This window comes from Streptomyces sodiiphilus (assembly GCF_039529215.1).
Classification (GTDB): domain Bacteria; phylum Actinomycetota; class Actinomycetes; order Streptomycetales; family Streptomycetaceae; genus Streptomyces; species Streptomyces sodiiphilus.
In genome coordinates this window covers 528148-545782 of record NZ_BAAAMJ010000010.1, presented here as the reverse complement: position 1 = coordinate 545782, position 17635 = coordinate 528148, and the positions used below count along the sequence as shown (strand labels likewise).

Sequence of the window (17635 nt, the reverse complement as noted above, 5' to 3'; positions counted from 1 at the left end):
GATCAATTTCTTTGAGGGTCGGGGTTGTTGATGATGCCGACGAATGGGAGGGCTCGTTCGGGCCGGTCGCGGATTGCCCGGGAGGTCGTGGCGATGTTGGCGCCGCCCCGTCAGGCGCGTGGTGGCGCACGGTGCAGTGCGGTGAGCCCGAGCAACGCCGTGATCGCAGTGGCCACGGCGGCCGGCGTGTTGTTCCAGGGTTCCAGGAGCAGGCCCCAGGGATAGGGATCATGCGGTGCCCGCAGCCCGGCTGTCACGGTGATGAACAGCCATCCCGTCATGGCCGATGCTGCCACGATGCCTCCGAACCAGGCGCGCACCAGCAGGGCGAGACCGGCCAGGAAGAGTGTGTTCCGTCCGGCGGCTGTCGCGGTGGGCATACCGAGCTGAAGGTGCAGGGTGGCCCCCACCAGCAGCACGGCTCCGGCGGTGGCCAGTACCAGACCACGGTCCGCGAGCACGACCCGCCGGGTTCCCGTGACTTCGGCATGGCCGAGTCTGCGGTCCAGGCAGAACAGGAGCGCCAGGCAGACAATGAGGGGGAGGAAGTTCATGAGTTTCATCCCGGCGTTCCCGAGCACGGTGATCGAGGGCACGTACACGACGTGTTCCCGCACCAGCAGGAGCAGGCCCGTGTAGAGCACCACGCTCGCCAGGATGATCCAAGGACGTCGGACCATGACCCAAGGGCTCACCGGCGAGCCTCTTCATGCACATCCGGGTCGCAGCTGCGCAGTGCCCGCATCTGGGCATCGGCCCACTGCTTCTGTCTTTCGAGGGATCGGGTGCGGATCTCTTCGACCCACTGCACAGTCGCGTCGCTGTGCGCCTTGGCCACGGTGTTCTCGTCCATACCGCCTGTCAGCCGCATCCAGGCTGTCAGCGGGCCGGGGGACACGCGGCCCGCGTAGTCATCCGGGAGATCAGGGCAGTCCTCCCAGCGCTGCACGGGGACGAGTGCGGTGGCCACCGCGCTCAGCGCGCGAGTGTCCGTGAGTGGCCGTTCGAGATGGAGGCGCCAGGTGTCCGGGGAAACCGCAGCGTCCTGTGACACATGAGCCAGCACGTCGGGTCGGTCGAACCCGGCTGCCACGAGCCCTGGTAGAGCGGTTTCCGCGGCGGAGCGCAGCTGCGGCAGCATGTCGGCGTATTCCTCGGGTACGCAGATGCGTGGTGGGCCCTCGTCGCACGACTGGTGACCGGTGCGAGGCACAGTGGCTGTGACATACCCGTCGTCCGCCACCATGGCCTGCGCGGGGACAGCGGCAATGGTCAAGCACAGGGCGGCGAGTGCCGCCCGCAGCAGACGACTGCGCAGGGGAGTACAGGCAACCATCACTGCGACCACGGCGCCCAGGTACAGCATCACGGGTGCGAGCAGAGCGTGCGGCGCGAGGGAGTCGGTGACGGTCGGTCCTTCCCCCACGAGGCCTGTGAGGTGACGTGGCCATGGAGTCTCCAGCGAAGGCGGGACCGCGGACCAGAGGAGGAGGGCGAGGCCGACAAGTGGAGCGGCGAGAGGTCGTGGCAGGCCGCTTCCGGCTCCGAAGCCGATGACCACCGAGGCGGCCTGGACAGCGAGCAGGGTCGCCACGTGCGGAAGGTCCTCGGACCTCGGCGCAGCCGACACGTGAAGCGAGGCGCCCACGAAGAGGATGATGTCGACAAGTACTGCGAGAACAAGAACGGGGCTCATGGCCTCGAGCGCGATGCGGTAGCGATGGCGAGAGGGGGTGAGCACCCACACCTGCCCCGCCCGCAGCCTCCCGGCCTCCCAGGCCGCAACCGCCGCGAAGGCCGCGGGGATCGGCCCCATCGCCAGTGCGGCGTTGGAGACCGCGTCCCCTCCGAATCCCGTGCGCGGACCATTTGAGGCCACGGACATGTAGAACAGCGCGAGCCCGATCAGGACGGGTGCGGCCCAGGGGAACGAGGAGCGTCGCAGCGCGTTCAGGAAGCCCATGCGCGGTCCCGCTCTGTCAGCGCGTGGTAGGCGGAGTCGGCCTGCCGGCCCGGGACGGCGGCGGAGTCGGCATGCGACAGGAACTCTCCCACAGGCCCCTGGAAGCGAATTTCTCCGTCGAGCACCACCAGCACATTGTCGTAGACCGCTTCGAGGTCGGCTGTGTCGTGGGTGGACAGCACCACGTGGACGGTTCCCGGGAGGCTGCCCAGAATCTGATGGAGGACGGTGCGCTGTCGCGGGTCCATCCCCGCGGTGGGCTCGTCCAGCAGCAGGACTTCCGCTCCATGGACGAGGGCCTGTGCGACTCCCACCCGGCGCTGCTGGCCACCGGACAGCCGGCCGATCTTGACGTCGGCCCGTTCGCCGAGTTCCACCTGCTGGAGCGCGCGCAGCGACTGCTCCCAGGCGTCGGCGCGGGACATCCCCTTGAGCCACCCCACGTACGTGACCTGCTCTCGCGCCGTCAAGCCTGGAACGGCGGCAAGCTGCTGCGGCATCCACGCGACGCGGCGGCGGTAGGCATGCAGCGTACGTCTGTCGGTCGTGGCCATGCCCTGGTAGCTGACGGACCCGCTCCGTGGGCGCAGAGACGAAGCGGCGAGGCCGAGCATCGTGCTCTTTCCGGCGCCGTTGGGACCCAGGACTACCGTTCTGCCCGGGGGAAGTTCACAGTCGAAGTCGTGGATGATGCGTTGCCTGCGCCGGTACCCGAACGTGCAGGCGGAGAAGTGAAGAGGCATGGGAGCTTCCTGCCGGAACGGAGCAGCAGACGGGGGGAGGCACGCGCGTCTCCCCCGCTCGCTGCGTGGAGCCGGGTCAGTAGGCGACTCGGGTCTTGGCCACGTCGAGGTGTATCACTCCGGTCGAGTCGTTGATCCGGGAGATCTTGAAGTACATCCGGTCTCCGTTACTCATGGCCGGGTACAGACCCACTGAAGTCCCTGTCTTGCAGGCCGTGAACTTCCTCGTGCTGCCATACTGCTTGTCCGGCCAGTAATCGATGACCTTGAACAGCTGCACATGCGTGCTGTCGAACGGGGTGTCCCCGCCGTTCGCCGTGCAGCTCGTGAACTCGACCTTGGTGTCTCCGGTCCCCCCGTCGTCCGTCCACCGGGTGGATTCGAAGCCGGGCAGTGCCCCCTTGATGTAGCTGAACCGCTCGCCGGCCCAAGCGTCCCCGACCATGTTGAGCGGCAGCGCCGCCGCCGCCGCGACGACTCCCAGACGCTGGAACATCCTTCGATCGAAAGGCAGTTGCACGGTTCGCTCCCTTGGTGAAGGTCGCACCGGAGGTCGGCACGCCGTCACTCTAATCGATCTCCGTTTACAAGATCACCCTGCAATCACAAAACTTGCCGGTTCTGCCCGGTCCGGCGGGTGCACATCCCGAAGAAGGACGGGAGCCTGAGGCCCCTGGGGCTGCCGGCCTGGTCGGACAAGCTGGTTGGGGAGGTGGTGCGTCTGCTGCTTGAGGCGTACTGCGAACCCCGCTTCTCGGCCCGGTCGCACGGCTTCCGCACTGGTCGGGGCTGTCACACGGCGCTCGACGGGATCGCCTCGACGTGGAGCGGCACAGCCTGGTTCATCGAGGGCGACATCGCCGATTGTTCCGGCAGCCTCGACCACGAGGTCATGCCGCACCCCGATGGTAGAAGCCACGCGGACCAGACGACGGAAGACCCTGATCGTCTGCGACCGCTGTCACGCCGAGATCCACCAGCAGCCGCTCGCTCAGCAGCACCAGTGGAGAGCTGGATGCGGGGAAACCCGCACGTCCGGTTCGGAGGGAGATCGGACGGAAGAGGACCTGTTCCGCAGGCACCTCGCCGTCCACCACGTCCGAGACGTGAACTGTGCCGAGGACGCCTACGCCCCCACCCTCCACACCGGGACCGCACCCCGCGCCATGGCGTCCCTCCGCAACCTCGCCATCGGCCTGCTCACCACCCTAGGAGCCGCCAACATCGCCAAGACCACCCGGGCAATCCGCGACCAGCCCGGACGAGCCCTCCCACTCGTCGGCATCATCAACAACCGCGCCCCTCAGGGAATTTGATCAAGCCCTGGGGGAGACGAGGGCGGATCCGCGCACCTGTCCGGTGCGGGGGTCAGCCCGCCGTCCGCACCGCGGTGGCGGGGCCGGGCGCGGCGCGCCCGGCGACAACCGCCCGGCGGGTGGCGTGGAGGGTGATGCCGGCGGTGAGCACCAGGGCGGTCAGGGCGAGGGCGACGGCGCCCTCCCAGCGGGCGTGGTGGTAGGCCAGCGCGCCCACGGTGCCGCCGGCGCTGCCGCCCGTGTAGTAGGCGACCTGGTAGAGCGCGGAGGCCTGCGCCCGGCCCTCGGTGACGGTCCGGCCGACCGCGGAGGAGGCCACCGCGTGGCCCAGGAAGAAGCCGCCGGTGACGAGCACCAGTCCGACCAGGACGACGGCGAGCCGGCCGGAGAGGGTCAGCAGCAGGCCCGCGACGGCGGTGGTGACCGCCACGTACAGGGCGCCGCGGCGGCCGAGCCGCTCCACGGCCGGTCCGGTGGCCGAGGACGAGCCGGTGCCGACCAGGTAGATGAGGAAGACCGAGCCGATCAGCCCGGCGGACAGGCCGAAGGGGTCCTCCGCAAGCCGGAAGCCGATCACCGTGTAGACCGCGCTGAAGGCGGCCATCAGCAGCAGGCCGATCGCGTACAGGCGCAGCAGCAGCGGCTGGGCGAGGTGGCCGCGCACGGTCCGCAGCACCGCGCCGGGCCGGATCGAACAGGGCCTGAAGTTGCGGGCCTTGGGCAGCAGCAGGGCGAAGACCGCCGCGCACACCAGGGACAGCGCCGCGATGGCCGCCAGGCCGGCGCGCCAGCCCCAGCCCTCGGCGACCCAGCCGCTGAGCACCCGGCCGGTCATGCCGCCCACGCTGTTGCCCGCGATGAACAGTCCCACCGCGCCCACCACGGCCCGGCGGGGCAGTTCCTCGGAGAGGTAGGCCACCGCGGACGCCGGGATGCCGGCGATGGCCACGCCCTGCGCGGCGCGCAGCGCGACCAGCGTGGTCAGGTCGGGGGCGAACGGGACGGCCAGGGCGAGCGTCACGGCCGCGGCGACCGACACCGTCATGGTCCGGCGGCGGCCCAGCCGTTCGGAGAGCGCGGACAGCGGCAGCACGGCCAGAGCCAGCGCCAGGGTGGTGGCGGAGACGGTCCAGCTCGCCTGGTCGGCACGGACCGAGAAGGCAGCGGTGATGTCCGGCAGCAGCGCCTGGGTGGAGAACAGCAGCCCGAACGTCGCCATGCCGAGGGCGAACAGCGCGAGGTTCACGCGCGCCCGGGAGACGGGAGGGGTGGTGCCGCGGGAGGTTCCGGGGGACGGCGGGGGGACGGCGCACGCGGTGGCGGGAGCCGTGACGGCTGCTGAGGACATGCGGCCAACGTAGAGCGGCCGATTTCATGCGTCCAATGCATGATTCTGCGAGAATCCATGCGCTGGTGCATAAGCAATGGCCACCGAGGGGCGTGTCATCGTTGAGCAAAGAAAAAGACATCTCCGTAACACGCGTCACACCGGGCGATGCGGACATCGAGGCCGGTTCCTGGGCCGCGCTGCTGGCGCCGCGGCTGGCGCAGTTCGCGGCGGTCGCGCGGCACGAACAGATCACCCGGGCCGCCCGCGACCTGGCCGTCCCGCAGTCCACGGTGAGCCGGGCGATGGCCCGGCTGGAGGCCGATCTGGGGGTGCCGCTGCTGGCGCGGCACGGGCGCACCGTCTCGCTCACCCCGGCCGGGCGGGTCCTGGCGCGGAGCGTGGAGCGGGCACTGGGGGAGGTCGAGAGGGCCGCCGAGGCGGTGCGCGCCGACGCCGACCCGGCCGCGGGCAAGGTCGCCTTCGGCTTCCTGCACACCATGGGGCCCGAGACGGTGCCCGGCCTGATCCGCCGGTTCCGCGCCGACCACCCGCGGGTGCGGTTCTCGCTGGTCCAGAGCTACGGCGAGGACATGATGGAGCGGATGCGGGAGGGCGAGCTGGACCTGTGCCTTACCTCTCCGGTGCCGGACGCGCCGGATCTGGTCACCCGGCGGCTGGACGAACAGCGGCTGCACCTCGTGGTGCCCGCCGACCACCGGCTGGCCGGCCGCAAGCGGGTGCGGCTGGCGGAGGCCGCCGAGGAGCCCTTCGTGACCCTGGAGCCCGGCTACGGGCTGCGCCGGCTCACCGAGGAACTGTGCCGGCAGGCCGGGTTCCGGCCCCAGGTGGCCTTCGAGGGGGAGGAGGCGGAGACGCTGCGCGGGCTGGTGGCCGCCGGGCTCGGGGTGGCCCTGCTGCCGCCGCCGGCCTGGCCCCGGCCGGGGGTGCGCGAGCTCGCGGTCACCGCGCCGCGCGCCGTCCGGGAGATCGGGGTCGCCTGGATGGCCGGGCACCCCGACACCCAGCCGGTCGCGGACTTCAAGCGGTTCCTGCTGCGCAGGCGCGGCAGCCTGCTGGCCGACACCCACTGAGCCGCGCGGCAGCCGGTCCGCGGGCCGTGCCCCGGGGAGGTTTCTACGCGCGTAGGCGTTACAGTTCGGGCATGACCACTCTCCGGACCCCGCCGACCGAGGACCAGATCCTGCGCGCCCCCAAAGTCCTGCTGCACGACCATCTCGACGGCGGCCTGCGCCCCGCGACGATCGTCGAACTCGCCCGCGAGCAGGGGTACGACCGGCTGCCGGAGGAGGATCCCGGACGACTGGGCCACTGGTTCCGGGAGGCCGCCGACTCCGGGTCGCTGGAGCGTTACCTGGAGACCTTCGCCCACACCTGCGCGGTGATGCAGACCCGCGAGGCGCTGGTGCGGGTCGCCTCGGAGTGCGTGCGGGACCTGGCCGCCGACGGCGTGGTCTACGCGGAGATCCGCTACGCCCCCGAGCAGCACCTGACCGCCGGGCTGACCCTGGAGCAGGTCGTCGAGGCGGTCAACGACGGGTTCCGGGAGGGCGAGCGGCTCGCGGCCGGCGAGGGCCGGCGGATCAGGGTCGGGGCGCTGCTGACCGCCATGCGGCACGCCGCCCGGTCCCTGGAGATCGCCGAGCTGGCGAACCGCTACCGGGACCGGGGCGTGGTGGGCTTCGACATCGCCGGAGCGGAGGCGGGCTTCCCGCCCACCCGGCACCTGCCCGCCTTCGAGTTCCTGAAGCGGGAGAACAACCACTTCACCATCCACGCCGGCGAGGCGTTCGGACTGCCGTCCATCTGGGAGGCGCTGCAGCTGTGCGGGGCCGACCGGCTCGGCCACGGCGTGCGGATCATGGACGACATCGAGACCGGCGAGGACGGCACCGTGCGGCTCGGCCGGCTGGCCGCCTACGTCCGCGACAAGCGCGTTCCGCTGGAGATGTGCCCCACCTCCAACCTCCAGACCGGTGCCGCCTCCTCCTACGCCGAGCACCCCATCGGACTGCTGCGCCGGCTCCACTTCCGGGTCACGGTCAACACCGACAACCGGCTGATGAGCGGGACGAGCATGTCGCGGGAGTTCGGCCACCTCGTGCGGACCTTCGGCTGGACACTGGACGACCTCCAGTGGCTGACCGTCAACGCCATGAAGTCCGCGTTCATCCCTTTCGATGAACGTCTGTCCATGATCAATGACGTGATCAAGCCCGGATACGCCGGGCTGCGGTCCGAGTGGCTGTTCGGGGCGGATCCGGTCGCGCGCTCCTGACCAGCCGGAACGCCGACCGCGGCCGGTCCGCGTGAGGACCGGGCCGCGGCCGGGCGGTACCGCCCGGCGGGGCGCGCCGACCCGCGGTGCGTCTTTGCGTCCCCGGGGGAACAGTGGCTAGCTTCGGCCTCCGCCCCGACCCCCACCACCGACGAGGACGTTGCATCCGATGAAGCAGGCAACCGTGAAGACCCTTGGCGCCGCCGCTGTGGGCGCCGCCTTCGCCGTCACCGCGGCGGGCGGTGCCGCGGCCGCGGACCACGAACTGGCGCCGCTCGGTTCGGCCGAGCAGCTCACCGGCGGGCTGCCGCTGGGCGCCCACGAGGCCATGACCAGCGGCGACATGGCGATCGACCACGGCATCATGACGCTGCCCGCGGTCGCGCACCACATGATGCCGCACCGCCACGAGACCCTCCCGGCGCTGCCCGAGCACCTGGGCGTCCCGGCCGAGGCGCTGGACACCCAGGAGACCCTGCTGGGCGGCCTGCCGCTGGGTCAGTTCGGTTTCTGACCGGCCTTCCCCGAGCGTGGTGGGCCGGGCACCGGNCCCCGGGGCAGCGGCCCCGGCGGGCGGCCGCCGGGCCCGCGGGCGCGCCGCCGCGCGGTGCCTCACCAGGCGGAGCGCTCGCCCTCGTTCGGCAGCAGGATCCACAGCGCCAGGTAGATCAGGAACTGCGGGCCGGGCAGCAGGCAGGAGAGCACGAAGACGATCCGCATCGTGCGCGACGAGACGCCGAAGCGGCGGGCCAGGCCCGCGCACACTCCGCCGATCATGCGGCCCTCGCGGGGCCTGGACAGCGTGACCGTGGCCATGGGGAACACACTCCTTCGGTTCCGGACGGTTCCGGGCGGCTCGGTGGAAGCCGTACCTTCACCGTACGGGGAGGGACCGGTGCAGCGCGTCGGTCCCAGGGGCGATCCCCACCCCTGAGGATCTCCGGGTTCCGCCCTGAGGGGAGCGAGAGGAGAAGGTCTTGCGCCGGGGCGCCACCCGGTGCGCGGGCGGGCGCGGGCGCTCCGGGCGCAGTGCCCGGGACCGCAGGAGCCCGTAGAGCGAGAGGTGCGTCAGCGCCACCCCGAGCGTGTGCAGCAGCAGCGCGTCCACGTCGGCGACCTGGCTGGGAACCGACAGCCGGGCAAGGCCGGTCACCAGCGCGATCAGCGCACCGGCCAGCACGGTCCGGGTGAACGACGCGAGCCGGGAGCCGCCCAGCCGGCGCCCCAGCAGCGGAAGCAGCACGCCCAGCGGGGCGAGCAGCAGCAGATCGGCGCCGATCGTCCGCGCGGCGTGCCCGGGGCCGCGGGCCAGGTCGGCCCGGATGGAGGCCAGCAGTTCGAGATTGGCCGGCGGCACCCACAGCACCGCCCGCGGGCGGAGCACCAGCCAGGCCACCAGTGCGAGGTAGCCGCAGAGCACCAGGAGCGCCGCGATCCGCACGCGCCGGGGGACGCGTGCGCGGAGGGCCTTCCCGCCCGGTGGCGGCCCGGGAAGAAGCGGTGCCGAGGCACCCGCGATTCGTTGCTGCACACTTACCGGGACGCGGCCCGGCTCCGGCGCGGTTCCCGCCGGGAGTGTGATGTACCCCCGGGTGTACCGGAACGGGAGACACCGGGCGTACGGCGCGGGAGACCCGCCGTGCGGTCAGGACGCGGGCGCGGAGGCGGCGCCCGCGGTCCGGGCGGCCTCGGGGCTGTGCCGCAGGCCGGTGGAGCAGCTGTAGCGGTGGGGGTCGGAGCCGGGGGCGTCCGGCGGGCCGCCCAGCAGCACCGACAGGCCGTCCCCGATCGGCTGGGCGCCGGCGAAGGTGCAGATGACCTGCACCAGCGCGACGGCCGGCAGTTCGCCCGGCGCGGGGTCGAGCCGCAGCGCCCGCTCCGGATCGTCGCCCACCGGCCCGCTGACGGTCAGCCGGGAGGGCACCGCGCTGCTGAAGCCCGCCGTCCGCTCCTCCTGCTCCGGCTCGGTCTGCAGCTCCGCCAGCAGCGCCCGGGCCATCGCCACCCGAGCCCCCGGGTCGTCCTGCTGCCCGGGAAGGGCCACCGGGCGTTCCACGGGTTCGACCCGGGACCCGCACACCAGATAGACCGGGACTCCGCCGCCGTTGCTCTCCGGCTGGGTGCACGTCGCCCGGGACGGCGCGGGGCCGGCGTCCACGGGTACGTCGGTGGACCGGATGCCGCATCCGGCCAGCGACACGGCCGCCACCGTCATCAGCAGGGCGCGGGCCCGCCGGGCGGTGGCCCCGGGTATGGATCGCGTGCTCACGGTTCGCCCCTCTCCTCGTTCTCCGCGGCGGCCGGTCCGTCCTCCGGATGACGGGTTCCGCGCGGCAGCCGCAAGGTGAAGACGGCCCCGCCCTCCGGGTCGTTCCGCGCGGTGATGTCGCCGCCGTGCAGATGCGCGTTCTCCAGGGCGATCGACAGCCCCAGCCCGCTGCCCTCCGAGCGCGGCCGCGACGCGCTGGCCTTGTAGAACCGGTCGAAGACGTGCGGCAGCACGTCCTGCGGTATCCCCGGGCCGCGGTCCGCCACCTCGATCACGACCTGGTCGCCGGCCTCGTGCGTGCCGCCGCTCTCCCGGATCCGGACACGCACCGGCGAGCCGCCGTGCTTGAGCGCGTTGCCGATGAGGTTGGCCAGTATGACGTCGAGCCGCCGGGGGTCCAGGCGGGCCACGATGCCGCGTTCGGCGTCCAGTTCCACCGCGTCCAGCCAGGCCCGGGCGTCGATGCAGGCCGTGACCTGGTCGGCGATGTCCACGTCGTCCCGCACCATGCGGGCCGTGCCCGCGTCGAACCTGGTGACCTCCATGAGGTTCTCCACCAGGTTGTTCAGCCGCCGTGTCTCGCTCACCACGAGCTGGACGGCGGGCGCGATCATGGGGTCGAGGTTGTCCACCTCGTCCTCCAGGACCTCGGTCATCGCGGTGATCGCGGTCATCGGGGTGCGCAGCTCGTGCGACATGTCCGCCACGAACCGCCGGCTGGCCGCCTCCCGTGCGCTGAGATCGGCGACCCGCTGCTCCAGAGCCTCCGCGGTGCCGTTGAACGTCCTGGTCAGCTCGGCCAGTTCGTCGCTGCCGCGGACCGGCAGCCGGGTCTCCAGCTCGCCCTGGCCGAGCGCCCGTGCGGCGTTGCTGAGCCGCTGCACCGGGCGCAGCACCGTCGCGGCGGCGGCCTGGGCCAGCAGCACCGAACCGACCAGGGCCAGCATGGTGGCGATGCCCAGTGACCAGGCCAGCGAGTTGAGGTCGTCCCGCTCGGGGGCGAGGGAGGCCAGCATGTAGCCGGTTGGGCCCTCCTCGATGACCTGGGCGCCGCCTATCAGGTACGGGTCGTCGCCGCGCACGACCCGCTGCCAGTACAGGTGGTAGGGGGCGGCGTCGTCGTCCGGCCCCTCGTCCCGCCGCTGGTGCACCGCCTCGGTCAGCGAGGCGGGAACCATCTCCAGCCGGAAGACGGACGGGTCGGACGCCTCCGCGCACCGCTCGCCCGACGGGCTGTCGTCGACCAGCACCACCTGGTAGTTCTGCGTGCTGCGGGCCATCGCCGCGGCGGTCGCCCGCAGCTGGGCGCAGCTGGGGTTCTCCGGCAGCCGCCCGCTGTGGTCGCCCAGCGACTTGCGGAAGTCCTTCAGGGCCGCGTTCTGCGCCCGGGTGAGCACCGCGTCGCGGTTGAGCCAGTACGCGATGCCGGACACCGACACCGCCGCCAGCAGCGCCACCAGTGCGAACACCACCACCAGGCGCATCCGCAGACCGGCCGGGCGCCACAGCGCGCGCAGCCTGCCGCCCCTCACCGGCCCGCCGCGGGGGCCGTCCTCCGGGCCGTTTCCGCGGTCCGCGGCGGCGTCCTCGCGGCCCGCGGCCGGGGTCACGACGGGGCGTCCAGCCGGTAGCCCACCCCGCGCACCGTGCGGATGAGCTTCGGTGAGGACGGCACGTCCTCGACCTTCGCCCGCAGCCGCTGGACGCAGGCGTCCACCAGCCGGGAGTCGCCCAGGTAGTCGTGCTCCCAGACCAGCCGCAACAGCTGCTGCCGGGACAGGGCCTGGCCCGGCCGGCGGCTCAGCTCCAGCAGCAGGCGCAGCTCGGTCGGGGTGAGCTGGAGGTCCTCGCCGTTCTTGGTGACGGTCATCGCCGCCCGGTCGATGACGATGGCCCCGAAGGTCGCAGAGTCGTTGGACTCGCGCTCGCCGCGCCGCATGACCGCGCGGATGCGGGCGTCGAGCACCCTGCCCTGCACCGGTTTGACCACGTAGTCGTCCGCCCCGGACTCCAGCCCCACGACCACGTCGATGTCGTCGCTGCGCGCGGTGAGCAGGATGATCGGAAGCTGGTCCGTGCGCCGGATCCGGCGGCAGACCTCGAAGCCGTCGATGCCCGGAAGCATGACGTCCAGCACGATGAGGTCGGGTCGCTGCTCGCGCAGCAGTCTCAGGCCGTCCTCACCCGTCGCGGCGGTCGCCACCCGATGGCCCTGGCGGGTCAGGCCCATCTCCAGGGCGGTGCGCACCGCCTCGTCGTCCTCGATCAGCAACAGGAAAGCCACGCGGCTCATTGTGTCCTATCGGGCCGCGGTACTTCGACCGCCTGTTCCCGGGCATCACGGACATCCGCTGTGACACCGCTGTGACAGACGGCGGACCCGGTGATGAAACTGGGCGTGCAGTGTGTTCCCCGAAGACCTCGCACGGACGACTCCACGATGGGGGGAGCGGCATGAGCGCACCGCACACCGCCGGCACCACGGCCGCGGCACCCGGTACGACGCGCCCGCGCGCCGTGGTGGTTCCCGTCCGCTGCGCGGAGAAGTCCGGTGCGGCGAACAGGCCTGGGGGTCAGCGCGGCACCGGACACCCGAGGCCGGTGCGGCTGGCTGTGCTGAGCGGGGGCTCCGGCACGCACCGGCAGGGGGGGACGTACGGGGAGGCCGCGGGGGCGGCGCGGCGCGAGGGGGCCGGCACGGAGGCGGAGTTCACCGCCTACGTGCGGGAGCGTCGCGCCTCCCTGTACGCCACCGCCTACCACCTGACCGGCGACCGGCACGAGGCGGAGGACCTGCTGCAGAGCGCGCTGCTGTCCACCTACCGGGCCTGGGACCGGATCAGCGACAAGGCGGCGGTGGGCGGCTACCTGCGCCGCACCATGACCAATCTGCACATCAGCGCCTGGCGCCGGCGCAAGCTCAGCGAGTACCCGACCGAGGAGCTGCCGGAGGCGCCCGCCGAGCAGGACACCATGCGCGGGACCGAACTGCGGGCCGTGCTGTGGCAGGCGCTGGCCAGGCTGCCCGAACAGCAGCGCACCATGCTGGTGCTCCGCTACTACGAGGGGCGTACCGACCCGGAGATCGCCGAGACGCTGAACATCAGCGTCGGCACCGTCAAGAGCAGCATATGGCGCACGCTGCGCCGGCTGCGTGAGGACCGGGCGCTCGGACTCGGCAGGGACGAGAAGGCGTCCTTCGGCGAGCTGGTCGCCTGACCCGCGGGGGAGGACCCGCGGGGGAGGACCCGCGGGGGAGAACCCGCGGGGGAGAGGGTGCCCGAGGGGAAGGGAACGGGGGCGCCACCGGGGGGTGGTGAGGGGGACCCGCGGGGGGACCGGGGGAAGCAGGGGAAACGGGGAACCGCGAGGGTCCGGACCGCCGGGGGAGGCGGCTCCGGGCCCTCGTCGTCGTCCGGCCCCGGTGCCGGTCAGCGAAGGTGTGCCGGACGCCCGGGCCGGGGGATCACGGGGGCGGTGGGGGCGTGTTCCCCGGTGCGCAGCGCGGCGATCCGTGCCAGTGCCTCGTCCCTGCGGCACGGGTGCGCGCCCAGTGCCACGTGGCGGTCCACGAGGCCGCGTTCGGCCCGCAGCAGCTTCCAGCCGCGCCGCACCAGCACGGGCCAGGACTTGCGGCCCTCGCGCAGGTCGCGCAGCAGTCGGCGGCGGAAGGTGGTCAGCGGCCGGTTGCGCAGGCACAGGACGTCGGCGACCAGCCCCAGGCGCGCGCACCGTCCGGCGATCTCGGCGGCGAAGATGCCCTCGGCCACGAACAGCGGCGAGCCCGCCAGGTCGAGGCGCTCCGTGCCGCACCGGGTGCTGGAGGGGATGTCGTAAACAGGTGTGGTGGTGCTGCCGTCGGCGCACAGGGCGCGGACGGCGGCCACCGCGGCGTCCGCGTCCCAGGAGCCGGGGGCGTCCCAGTCTGTGGCGGTGGAGCCGGGGACCGTCGGGAGACCGGGGTCGCCGGCCTCCTTGTAGAAGTCGTCCAGTCGCAGCACCGGCAGGTCCGAGGCGGCGGCGAGACGGGACTTGCCGGACCCGGACGGGCCGGTCAGCAGGATCACGCGGGCCTGGGAGGAGCTGGACGTCACGGAAAGGCATTCTCCCGCATGCCGGGGCCGGTACCGGTGGGCGGGGGCGGTATCAGCGGTCCCCGGCGGCCTGCTGGAACGGCATCGGCCGCAGGGGCACGCCGAAGGCCTCCTCGACGCCGGCTGCCAGTTCCGGGGGGACCGCGGTGGTGTGCAGGGCGGCGGTGTGCAGATGAGGGAGGGGGCGGGGGCGCAGCCGCTGTTCCTCCAGGAGTTGCTCCCAGTGCTCCGCGGGGCAGAGCATCATGGTCACTCCGGCCTCGCCGAACAGATCCAGGCACTCGTCCGGGGCCCATCTGTCGGTGCTCACACCGGTGCCGCCGGTCAGGAGAGGCTGCCAGAGCAGCGGCATCAGGCCGGACGGTTCGGTGATGGGGTAGGAGGTGCCGAAGACCTCCCCCGGGGGCTGGAGGGGCCGCTTGTCCCGGCCGGCGAGGACATCTGCGAGTGCGTGCATGGACAGGAACGCGTCCGCGCACAGGTCCCAGTGGCGGTAGTGGGTCAGGGTGACCGAGGTGGGGCCGATCGCCGGGACGGACAGGCACGGGCCGTCGGTGTCGCGGGGCGGCGGCCCCAGCCGCTCGCCCTCGGGGAGCCACAGTCCCGCCCGGTCGCGGTAGAGCTGGTCGAAGTCGAGGGCGCCGGTGGCCGCCGCGTCGCCGAGCACGATCCGGTGGCGCAGGGCCGGGAGGCGTTCCGAGACGGTCAGCAGCCGCTCGGCGTTGCGCTGCCCGAGATAGGTGTCGAACACCACGCAGGCGCACGCGCCGGTGCCGGCGAGCACCCGCTCCAGGCCGTCCTCGTCGACGCCGGGGTGCACGGGCACCACGACCGCGCCGATCCGGAAGCAGGCCAGCATCAGGGCGGCGCTGCCCCAGCAGTTGGGCACCTGCAGGGCGATGGTCTCGCCGCGCCGCACACCGCACAGGGTCAGGACCTCCGCGACCCGCTCGACGTGCTCCAGGAGCTGGGCGTAGGAGATCTGCTTGGTCCGGGACCTGCCGAACCCCCGGGTCAGCAGTGCCGGACGGTGCGGCACTGCCGAGGCGACCCGGTAGAGCACGGTGATGATCGTCTCGCCCTCCGCCAGCGAGGTCAGCCGGTGGCAGCCCGTGAGGGTGACGGTGCGTTCGGCCATGGCGGGCTCCTAGGAGGTGGCTTGCTGGACGAGACAGGCGACATGGACCCGGGAGGGGCAGTCGAGCTTCTGCATCACCTGACGCAGGTGATTGATCACTGTCCACTCGGACAGGTCCAGGGCGTGCGCGATCTGACGGTTCGTCAGACCGTCGGCGACCATGCGGGCGATCTGGGTCTGGCGCGGGGTCAGGACGCGCAGGACGTCCTTGTCCTCCGGGGGTGACGCGCGTAGCGCGGTGGGCGGCGCGGAGAGCGCGTCGTTGAGGGCGGCCATCGGCGAGGTGTGGTGCACCTGGCGGCGCAGCTCGGTGAGGGTGCCGTCGCCCAGTGACACCCGCATCCGGGTCATGAGCTTCTCGAGCTGCGGGGCGTCCTCCGGCTGGGGCAGGCCGTGGCGGGCGCGCATCGCCCCGGTCGCCAGCAGCAGCCGTGCGGCCCGGTGCTGCTGCCCCTTGCCCAGATGGGGCAGGACGCGGGCGGCGGTCTCCAGGGCGCGGGCCAGGTGCCGGGGCCCTCCCGTCCCGCGCAGCAGTTCCATGGCCTCCCGGACGGCGGTGTGCGCCTGCCCCGGCCTGCCGGCGTCCAGCAGGAGCCGGGCCAGGTCGGTGAGCGCCGCGGCCAGCGCCCGCCGGCCGCAGACCTTCCGGGCCTCCTCCACCGCGTGCAGCAGGTGCGCCTCGGCGTGCGGCTGGTCCCGGGCCGCCTCCGCGAGCGCCAGGGTGCGCCGTGCGGTGACCGCGGCCCGGCGCTCCCCGAGCAGGTCCAGTTCGGCAACGGCGGTGGTGGCCAGGGCTGTCGCAGAGAGCGGATCGCCGGCCAGCCTGGCCGTCTCGGCCAGATGCGCGGCCACCCGGGCGGCTCCCGGCCGGTCGTGCAGGCCTTGCCACTGGACCGCGGCCCGGCGCAGCAGGTCCCCGGCGCCGGGCAGGTCCCCGGCCGCCAGCGACCACGCCCCCGCCGTCTCCAGGGCGCGGGCCAGCAGCGGGCGGTGGTCGCCGTCGTCGCGCCGGGGGGTGCTCTCCAGCCCCCGGATCGCCTCCAACAGGCGGGACAGGGACTCCGGCAGGTGGTGGCAGTCCTCCAGCGCGGTGCTTGTCGAGACCAGCATCCGGGCAGCGGCCGGGTGGTCCCCGCGGCTCTGCAGGTGGGCCACGGCCGCGCGGTAGTCGTCCAGCCGTAGCCGGATGGCCGTCAGTCGCTGTCCCTGGTCCGGGCCGTGCAGCTGCTCCGCGGCCGCGGCGGCGGCCCCGGCGAAGTGAGCGGCGTGCCGGTCGCGGACGCGCGCCAGCTCCCCGGCGTCCATCTGCTGGTGATGCAGGTAGTAGCTGCGGATCATGCTGAGCATCCGGAACGTGACGTCGCCGCCGGGCTGTTCGGAGCGCTGGAGCAGGCTCATGTGCACCAGGGTCTCCAGGTTGCTCATGATCGTGCCCAGGTCGAGGCCGGTCAGGTGCTGGGCGGTGGCGATGTCGAAGGTGCCCTGGCATACGCACAGTTGCTGGAGGAAGCGGCGGTGCTCGGGCGAGAGCACCCGGTCTCCCCAGGAGAGGCAGGCGGTCACGGTGCGGTGCCTGGCGGGCAGGTCCAGCAGCCGGCTGCTGGCCGGCCACTCGCCGTCGCGCAGCCGGGTGAGCAGGGCGCGGGGGCCGAGCATGGCCACGGCACCGGCGCTCAGTTCGATGGCGAGCGGGAGGCCGTCCAGGGCGACGCAGACCTCGGTGATGATCTCCAGGTCGTCGTCCAGCAGCGAGTAGTCCGGGCGCTGGGCGCGCACTCGTTCCACGAACAGCCGTACCGCGGGGGACTCCGGGTTGGCCAGGTGGGACGAGCCGGGGGCCGCCGCGGGGAGGGGGCGCAGCGGGAAGAGCCGTTCGTCGTAGATGTCGAGCGAGACCCGGCTGGTGAGGACGACGCGCAGGCCCGGGCAGTACGCCGAGAGGTGCGCGATACCGAGGGACAGACCGGAGGCGACGAGATCACAGTTGTCCAGGAGCAGCAGCACGGCACGGTCGCCGATGTGCTCCGCCAGCCGGTCGGCGTCGGCCCGGTCCCACTCGGCGAGGGGCGCGTCCAGGACCCCGGCGATCCTGCGCCAGGCGTCGTCGGCGTTGTCGCAGGAGCTCAGGTCCACCGTGGCGGACAGGTCGTGGCCGAGAGGGCTGCGCTGGGCGGCGGCGGCGCGGGCCAGCCGGCTCTTGCCGACTCCTGCCGCGCCGGTGATGGTCAGTATGCGGACGGTCGGGTCGTAGAGCAGGCCCAGCAGGGTGGCGAGTTCGGTCTCGCGGCCGATGAGGCCGCTGCGCGCCGGCCGGCCGGGCGGTTCGGGCGGTTCGGGCGATACTGCCGGATGTCTTCGGCGACTCCCCGCGGCGCGGTGGGATTCCCCGATGGGTGACAGTTCCGCAGCCGAGTGCATGTTCTGGACCCCCGGTCTTGAGTTGGCCACCTTCTTCGTGCGGCGCTGGTGCACGCCCGGGCCGAATC

At 72.7% G+C, this 17635-nt stretch carries 18 protein-coding genes and 1 pseudogene; 6 read left to right on the top strand and 13 right to left on the bottom strand.

Annotated elements, in window-relative coordinates; translation table 11 throughout:
- Window positions 1-110 precede the first annotated feature (110 nt).
- The 4 genes from ABD299_RS07590 to ABD299_RS07575 form a co-directional block, all read right to left on the bottom strand.
- Window positions 111-680 carry a hypothetical protein gene (locus ABD299_RS07590; protein ID WP_344259747.1) on the bottom strand — a complete coding sequence of 190 codons (570 nt, stop codon included), beginning with the start codon at window positions 678-680 and terminating at the stop codon, window positions 111-113.
- A gap of 11 nt (window positions 681-691) precedes the next feature.
- A complete protein-coding gene (locus ABD299_RS07585; RefSeq protein WP_344259746.1) occupies window positions 692-1963 on the bottom strand; it encodes a DUF7224 domain-containing protein in 1272 nt (423 codons plus the stop codon).
- Window positions 1951-2706, bottom strand: coding sequence for an ATP-binding cassette domain-containing protein (locus ABD299_RS07580; protein ID WP_344259745.1), 756 nt, complete (start codon window positions 2704-2706; stop codon window positions 1951-1953). Before ABD299_RS07580 ends, ABD299_RS07585 begins: the two co-directional genes overlap by 13 nt.
- Window positions 2707-2782: 76 nt before the next feature.
- On the bottom strand, window positions 2783-3226 hold the full coding sequence (locus ABD299_RS07575) for a hypothetical protein (protein ID WP_344259744.1): 444 nt from the start codon (window positions 3224-3226) through the stop codon (window positions 2783-2785).
- Window positions 3227-3310: 84 nt separating this feature from the next.
- Here ABD299_RS07575 and ABD299_RS07570 point away from each other — a divergent pair.
- Both ABD299_RS07570 and ABD299_RS07565 read left to right on the top strand, forming a co-directional pair.
- Window positions 3311-3601 (top strand): annotated as a pseudogene (locus ABD299_RS07570) (reverse transcriptase/maturase family protein); the annotation flags it as partial.
- A 10-nt stretch (window positions 3602-3611) separates the two neighbouring features.
- On the top strand, window positions 3612-4022 hold the full coding sequence (locus ABD299_RS07565; protein WP_344259743.1) for a hypothetical protein: 411 nt from the start codon (window positions 3612-3614) through the stop codon (window positions 4020-4022).
- Between the two features lie 52 nt (window positions 4023-4074).
- Here ABD299_RS07565 and ABD299_RS07560 read toward each other — a convergent pair whose 3' ends face one another.
- Entirely contained in the window at window positions 4075-5370 is a 1296-nt protein-coding gene (locus ABD299_RS07560) for an MFS transporter (protein WP_425581270.1), read from the bottom strand.
- A 92-nt stretch (window positions 5371-5462) separates the two neighbouring features.
- Here ABD299_RS07560 and ABD299_RS07555 point away from each other — a divergent pair, with 92 nt between their 5' ends.
- The 3 genes from ABD299_RS07555 (at window position 5463) to ABD299_RS07545 (ending at window position 8162) form a co-directional block, all read left to right on the top strand.
- Window positions 5463-6443 carry a LysR family transcriptional regulator gene (locus ABD299_RS07555; protein WP_425581269.1) on the top strand — a complete coding sequence of 327 codons (981 nt, stop codon included), beginning with the start codon at window positions 5463-5465 and terminating at the stop codon, window positions 6441-6443.
- A gap of 71 nt (window positions 6444-6514) precedes the next feature.
- Window positions 6515-7648, top strand: coding sequence for an adenosine deaminase (locus ABD299_RS07550; protein WP_344259741.1), 1134 nt, complete (start codon window positions 6515-6517; stop codon window positions 7646-7648).
- Between the two features lie 169 nt (window positions 7649-7817).
- Window positions 7818-8162 (top strand): hypothetical protein, encoded by a 345-nt coding sequence (locus tag ABD299_RS07545; protein ID WP_344259740.1) that lies wholly within the window; start codon window positions 7818-7820, stop codon window positions 8160-8162.
- A 98-nt stretch (window positions 8163-8260) separates the two neighbouring features.
- Here ABD299_RS07545 and ABD299_RS07540 read toward each other — a convergent pair whose 3' ends face one another.
- The 5 genes from ABD299_RS07540 to ABD299_RS07520 all read right to left on the bottom strand — a co-directional run bounded on the left by ABD299_RS07540 (window position 8261) and on the right by ABD299_RS07520 (window position 12201).
- On the bottom strand, window positions 8261-8464 hold the full coding sequence (locus ABD299_RS07540) for a PspC domain-containing protein (protein ID WP_344259739.1): 204 nt from the start codon (window positions 8462-8464) through the stop codon (window positions 8261-8263).
- 58 nt (window positions 8465-8522) lie between these two features.
- Window positions 8523-9089: a VanZ family protein gene (locus tag ABD299_RS07535; RefSeq protein ID WP_344259738.1), complete on the bottom strand. Its 567-nt coding sequence runs from the start codon at window positions 9087-9089 to the stop codon at window positions 8523-8525.
- Window positions 9090-9293: 204 nt separating this feature from the next.
- The gene (locus ABD299_RS07530; protein ID WP_344259737.1) at window positions 9294-9917 is read right to left on the bottom strand and encodes a hypothetical protein; all 624 of its coding nucleotides are present in this window, start codon (window positions 9915-9917) and stop codon (window positions 9294-9296) included.
- Window positions 9914-11626, bottom strand: coding sequence for an ATP-binding protein (locus ABD299_RS07525; protein ID WP_425581278.1), 1713 nt, complete (start codon window positions 11624-11626; stop codon window positions 9914-9916). Before ABD299_RS07525 ends, ABD299_RS07530 begins: the two co-directional genes overlap by 4 nt.
- Complete coding sequence (locus tag ABD299_RS07520) at window positions 11524-12201, bottom strand: response regulator (RefSeq protein ID WP_344259736.1); 678 nt, start codon at window positions 12199-12201, stop codon at window positions 11524-11526. The genes ABD299_RS07525 and ABD299_RS07520 overlap by 103 nt, the downstream gene beginning before the upstream one ends.
- 170 nt (window positions 12202-12371) lie before the next feature.
- Between ABD299_RS07520 and ABD299_RS07515 the strand changes: the two genes are divergently transcribed.
- The gene (locus ABD299_RS07515; protein ID WP_344259735.1) at window positions 12372-13136 is read left to right on the top strand and encodes a SigE family RNA polymerase sigma factor; all 765 of its coding nucleotides are present in this window, start codon (window positions 12372-12374) and stop codon (window positions 13134-13136) included.
- Between the two features lie 212 nt (window positions 13137-13348).
- Here ABD299_RS07515 and ABD299_RS07510 read toward each other — a convergent pair whose 3' ends face one another.
- The 3 genes from ABD299_RS07510 to ABD299_RS07500 are packed head-to-tail and all read right to left on the bottom strand — an operon-like array spanning window position 13349 to window position 17567.
- Complete coding sequence (locus ABD299_RS07510; protein ID WP_344259734.1) at window positions 13349-14011, bottom strand: ATP-binding protein; 663 nt, start codon at window positions 14009-14011, stop codon at window positions 13349-13351.
- Between the two features lie 52 nt (window positions 14012-14063).
- Entirely contained in the window at window positions 14064-15149 is a 1086-nt protein-coding gene (locus tag ABD299_RS07505; protein ID WP_344259733.1) for an AMP-binding protein, read from the bottom strand.
- Between the two features lie 9 nt (window positions 15150-15158).
- Complete coding sequence (locus ABD299_RS07500; RefSeq protein WP_344259732.1) at window positions 15159-17567, bottom strand: LuxR C-terminal-related transcriptional regulator; 2409 nt, start codon at window positions 17565-17567, stop codon at window positions 15159-15161.
- Between the last annotated feature and the right edge of the window lie 68 nt (window positions 17568-17635).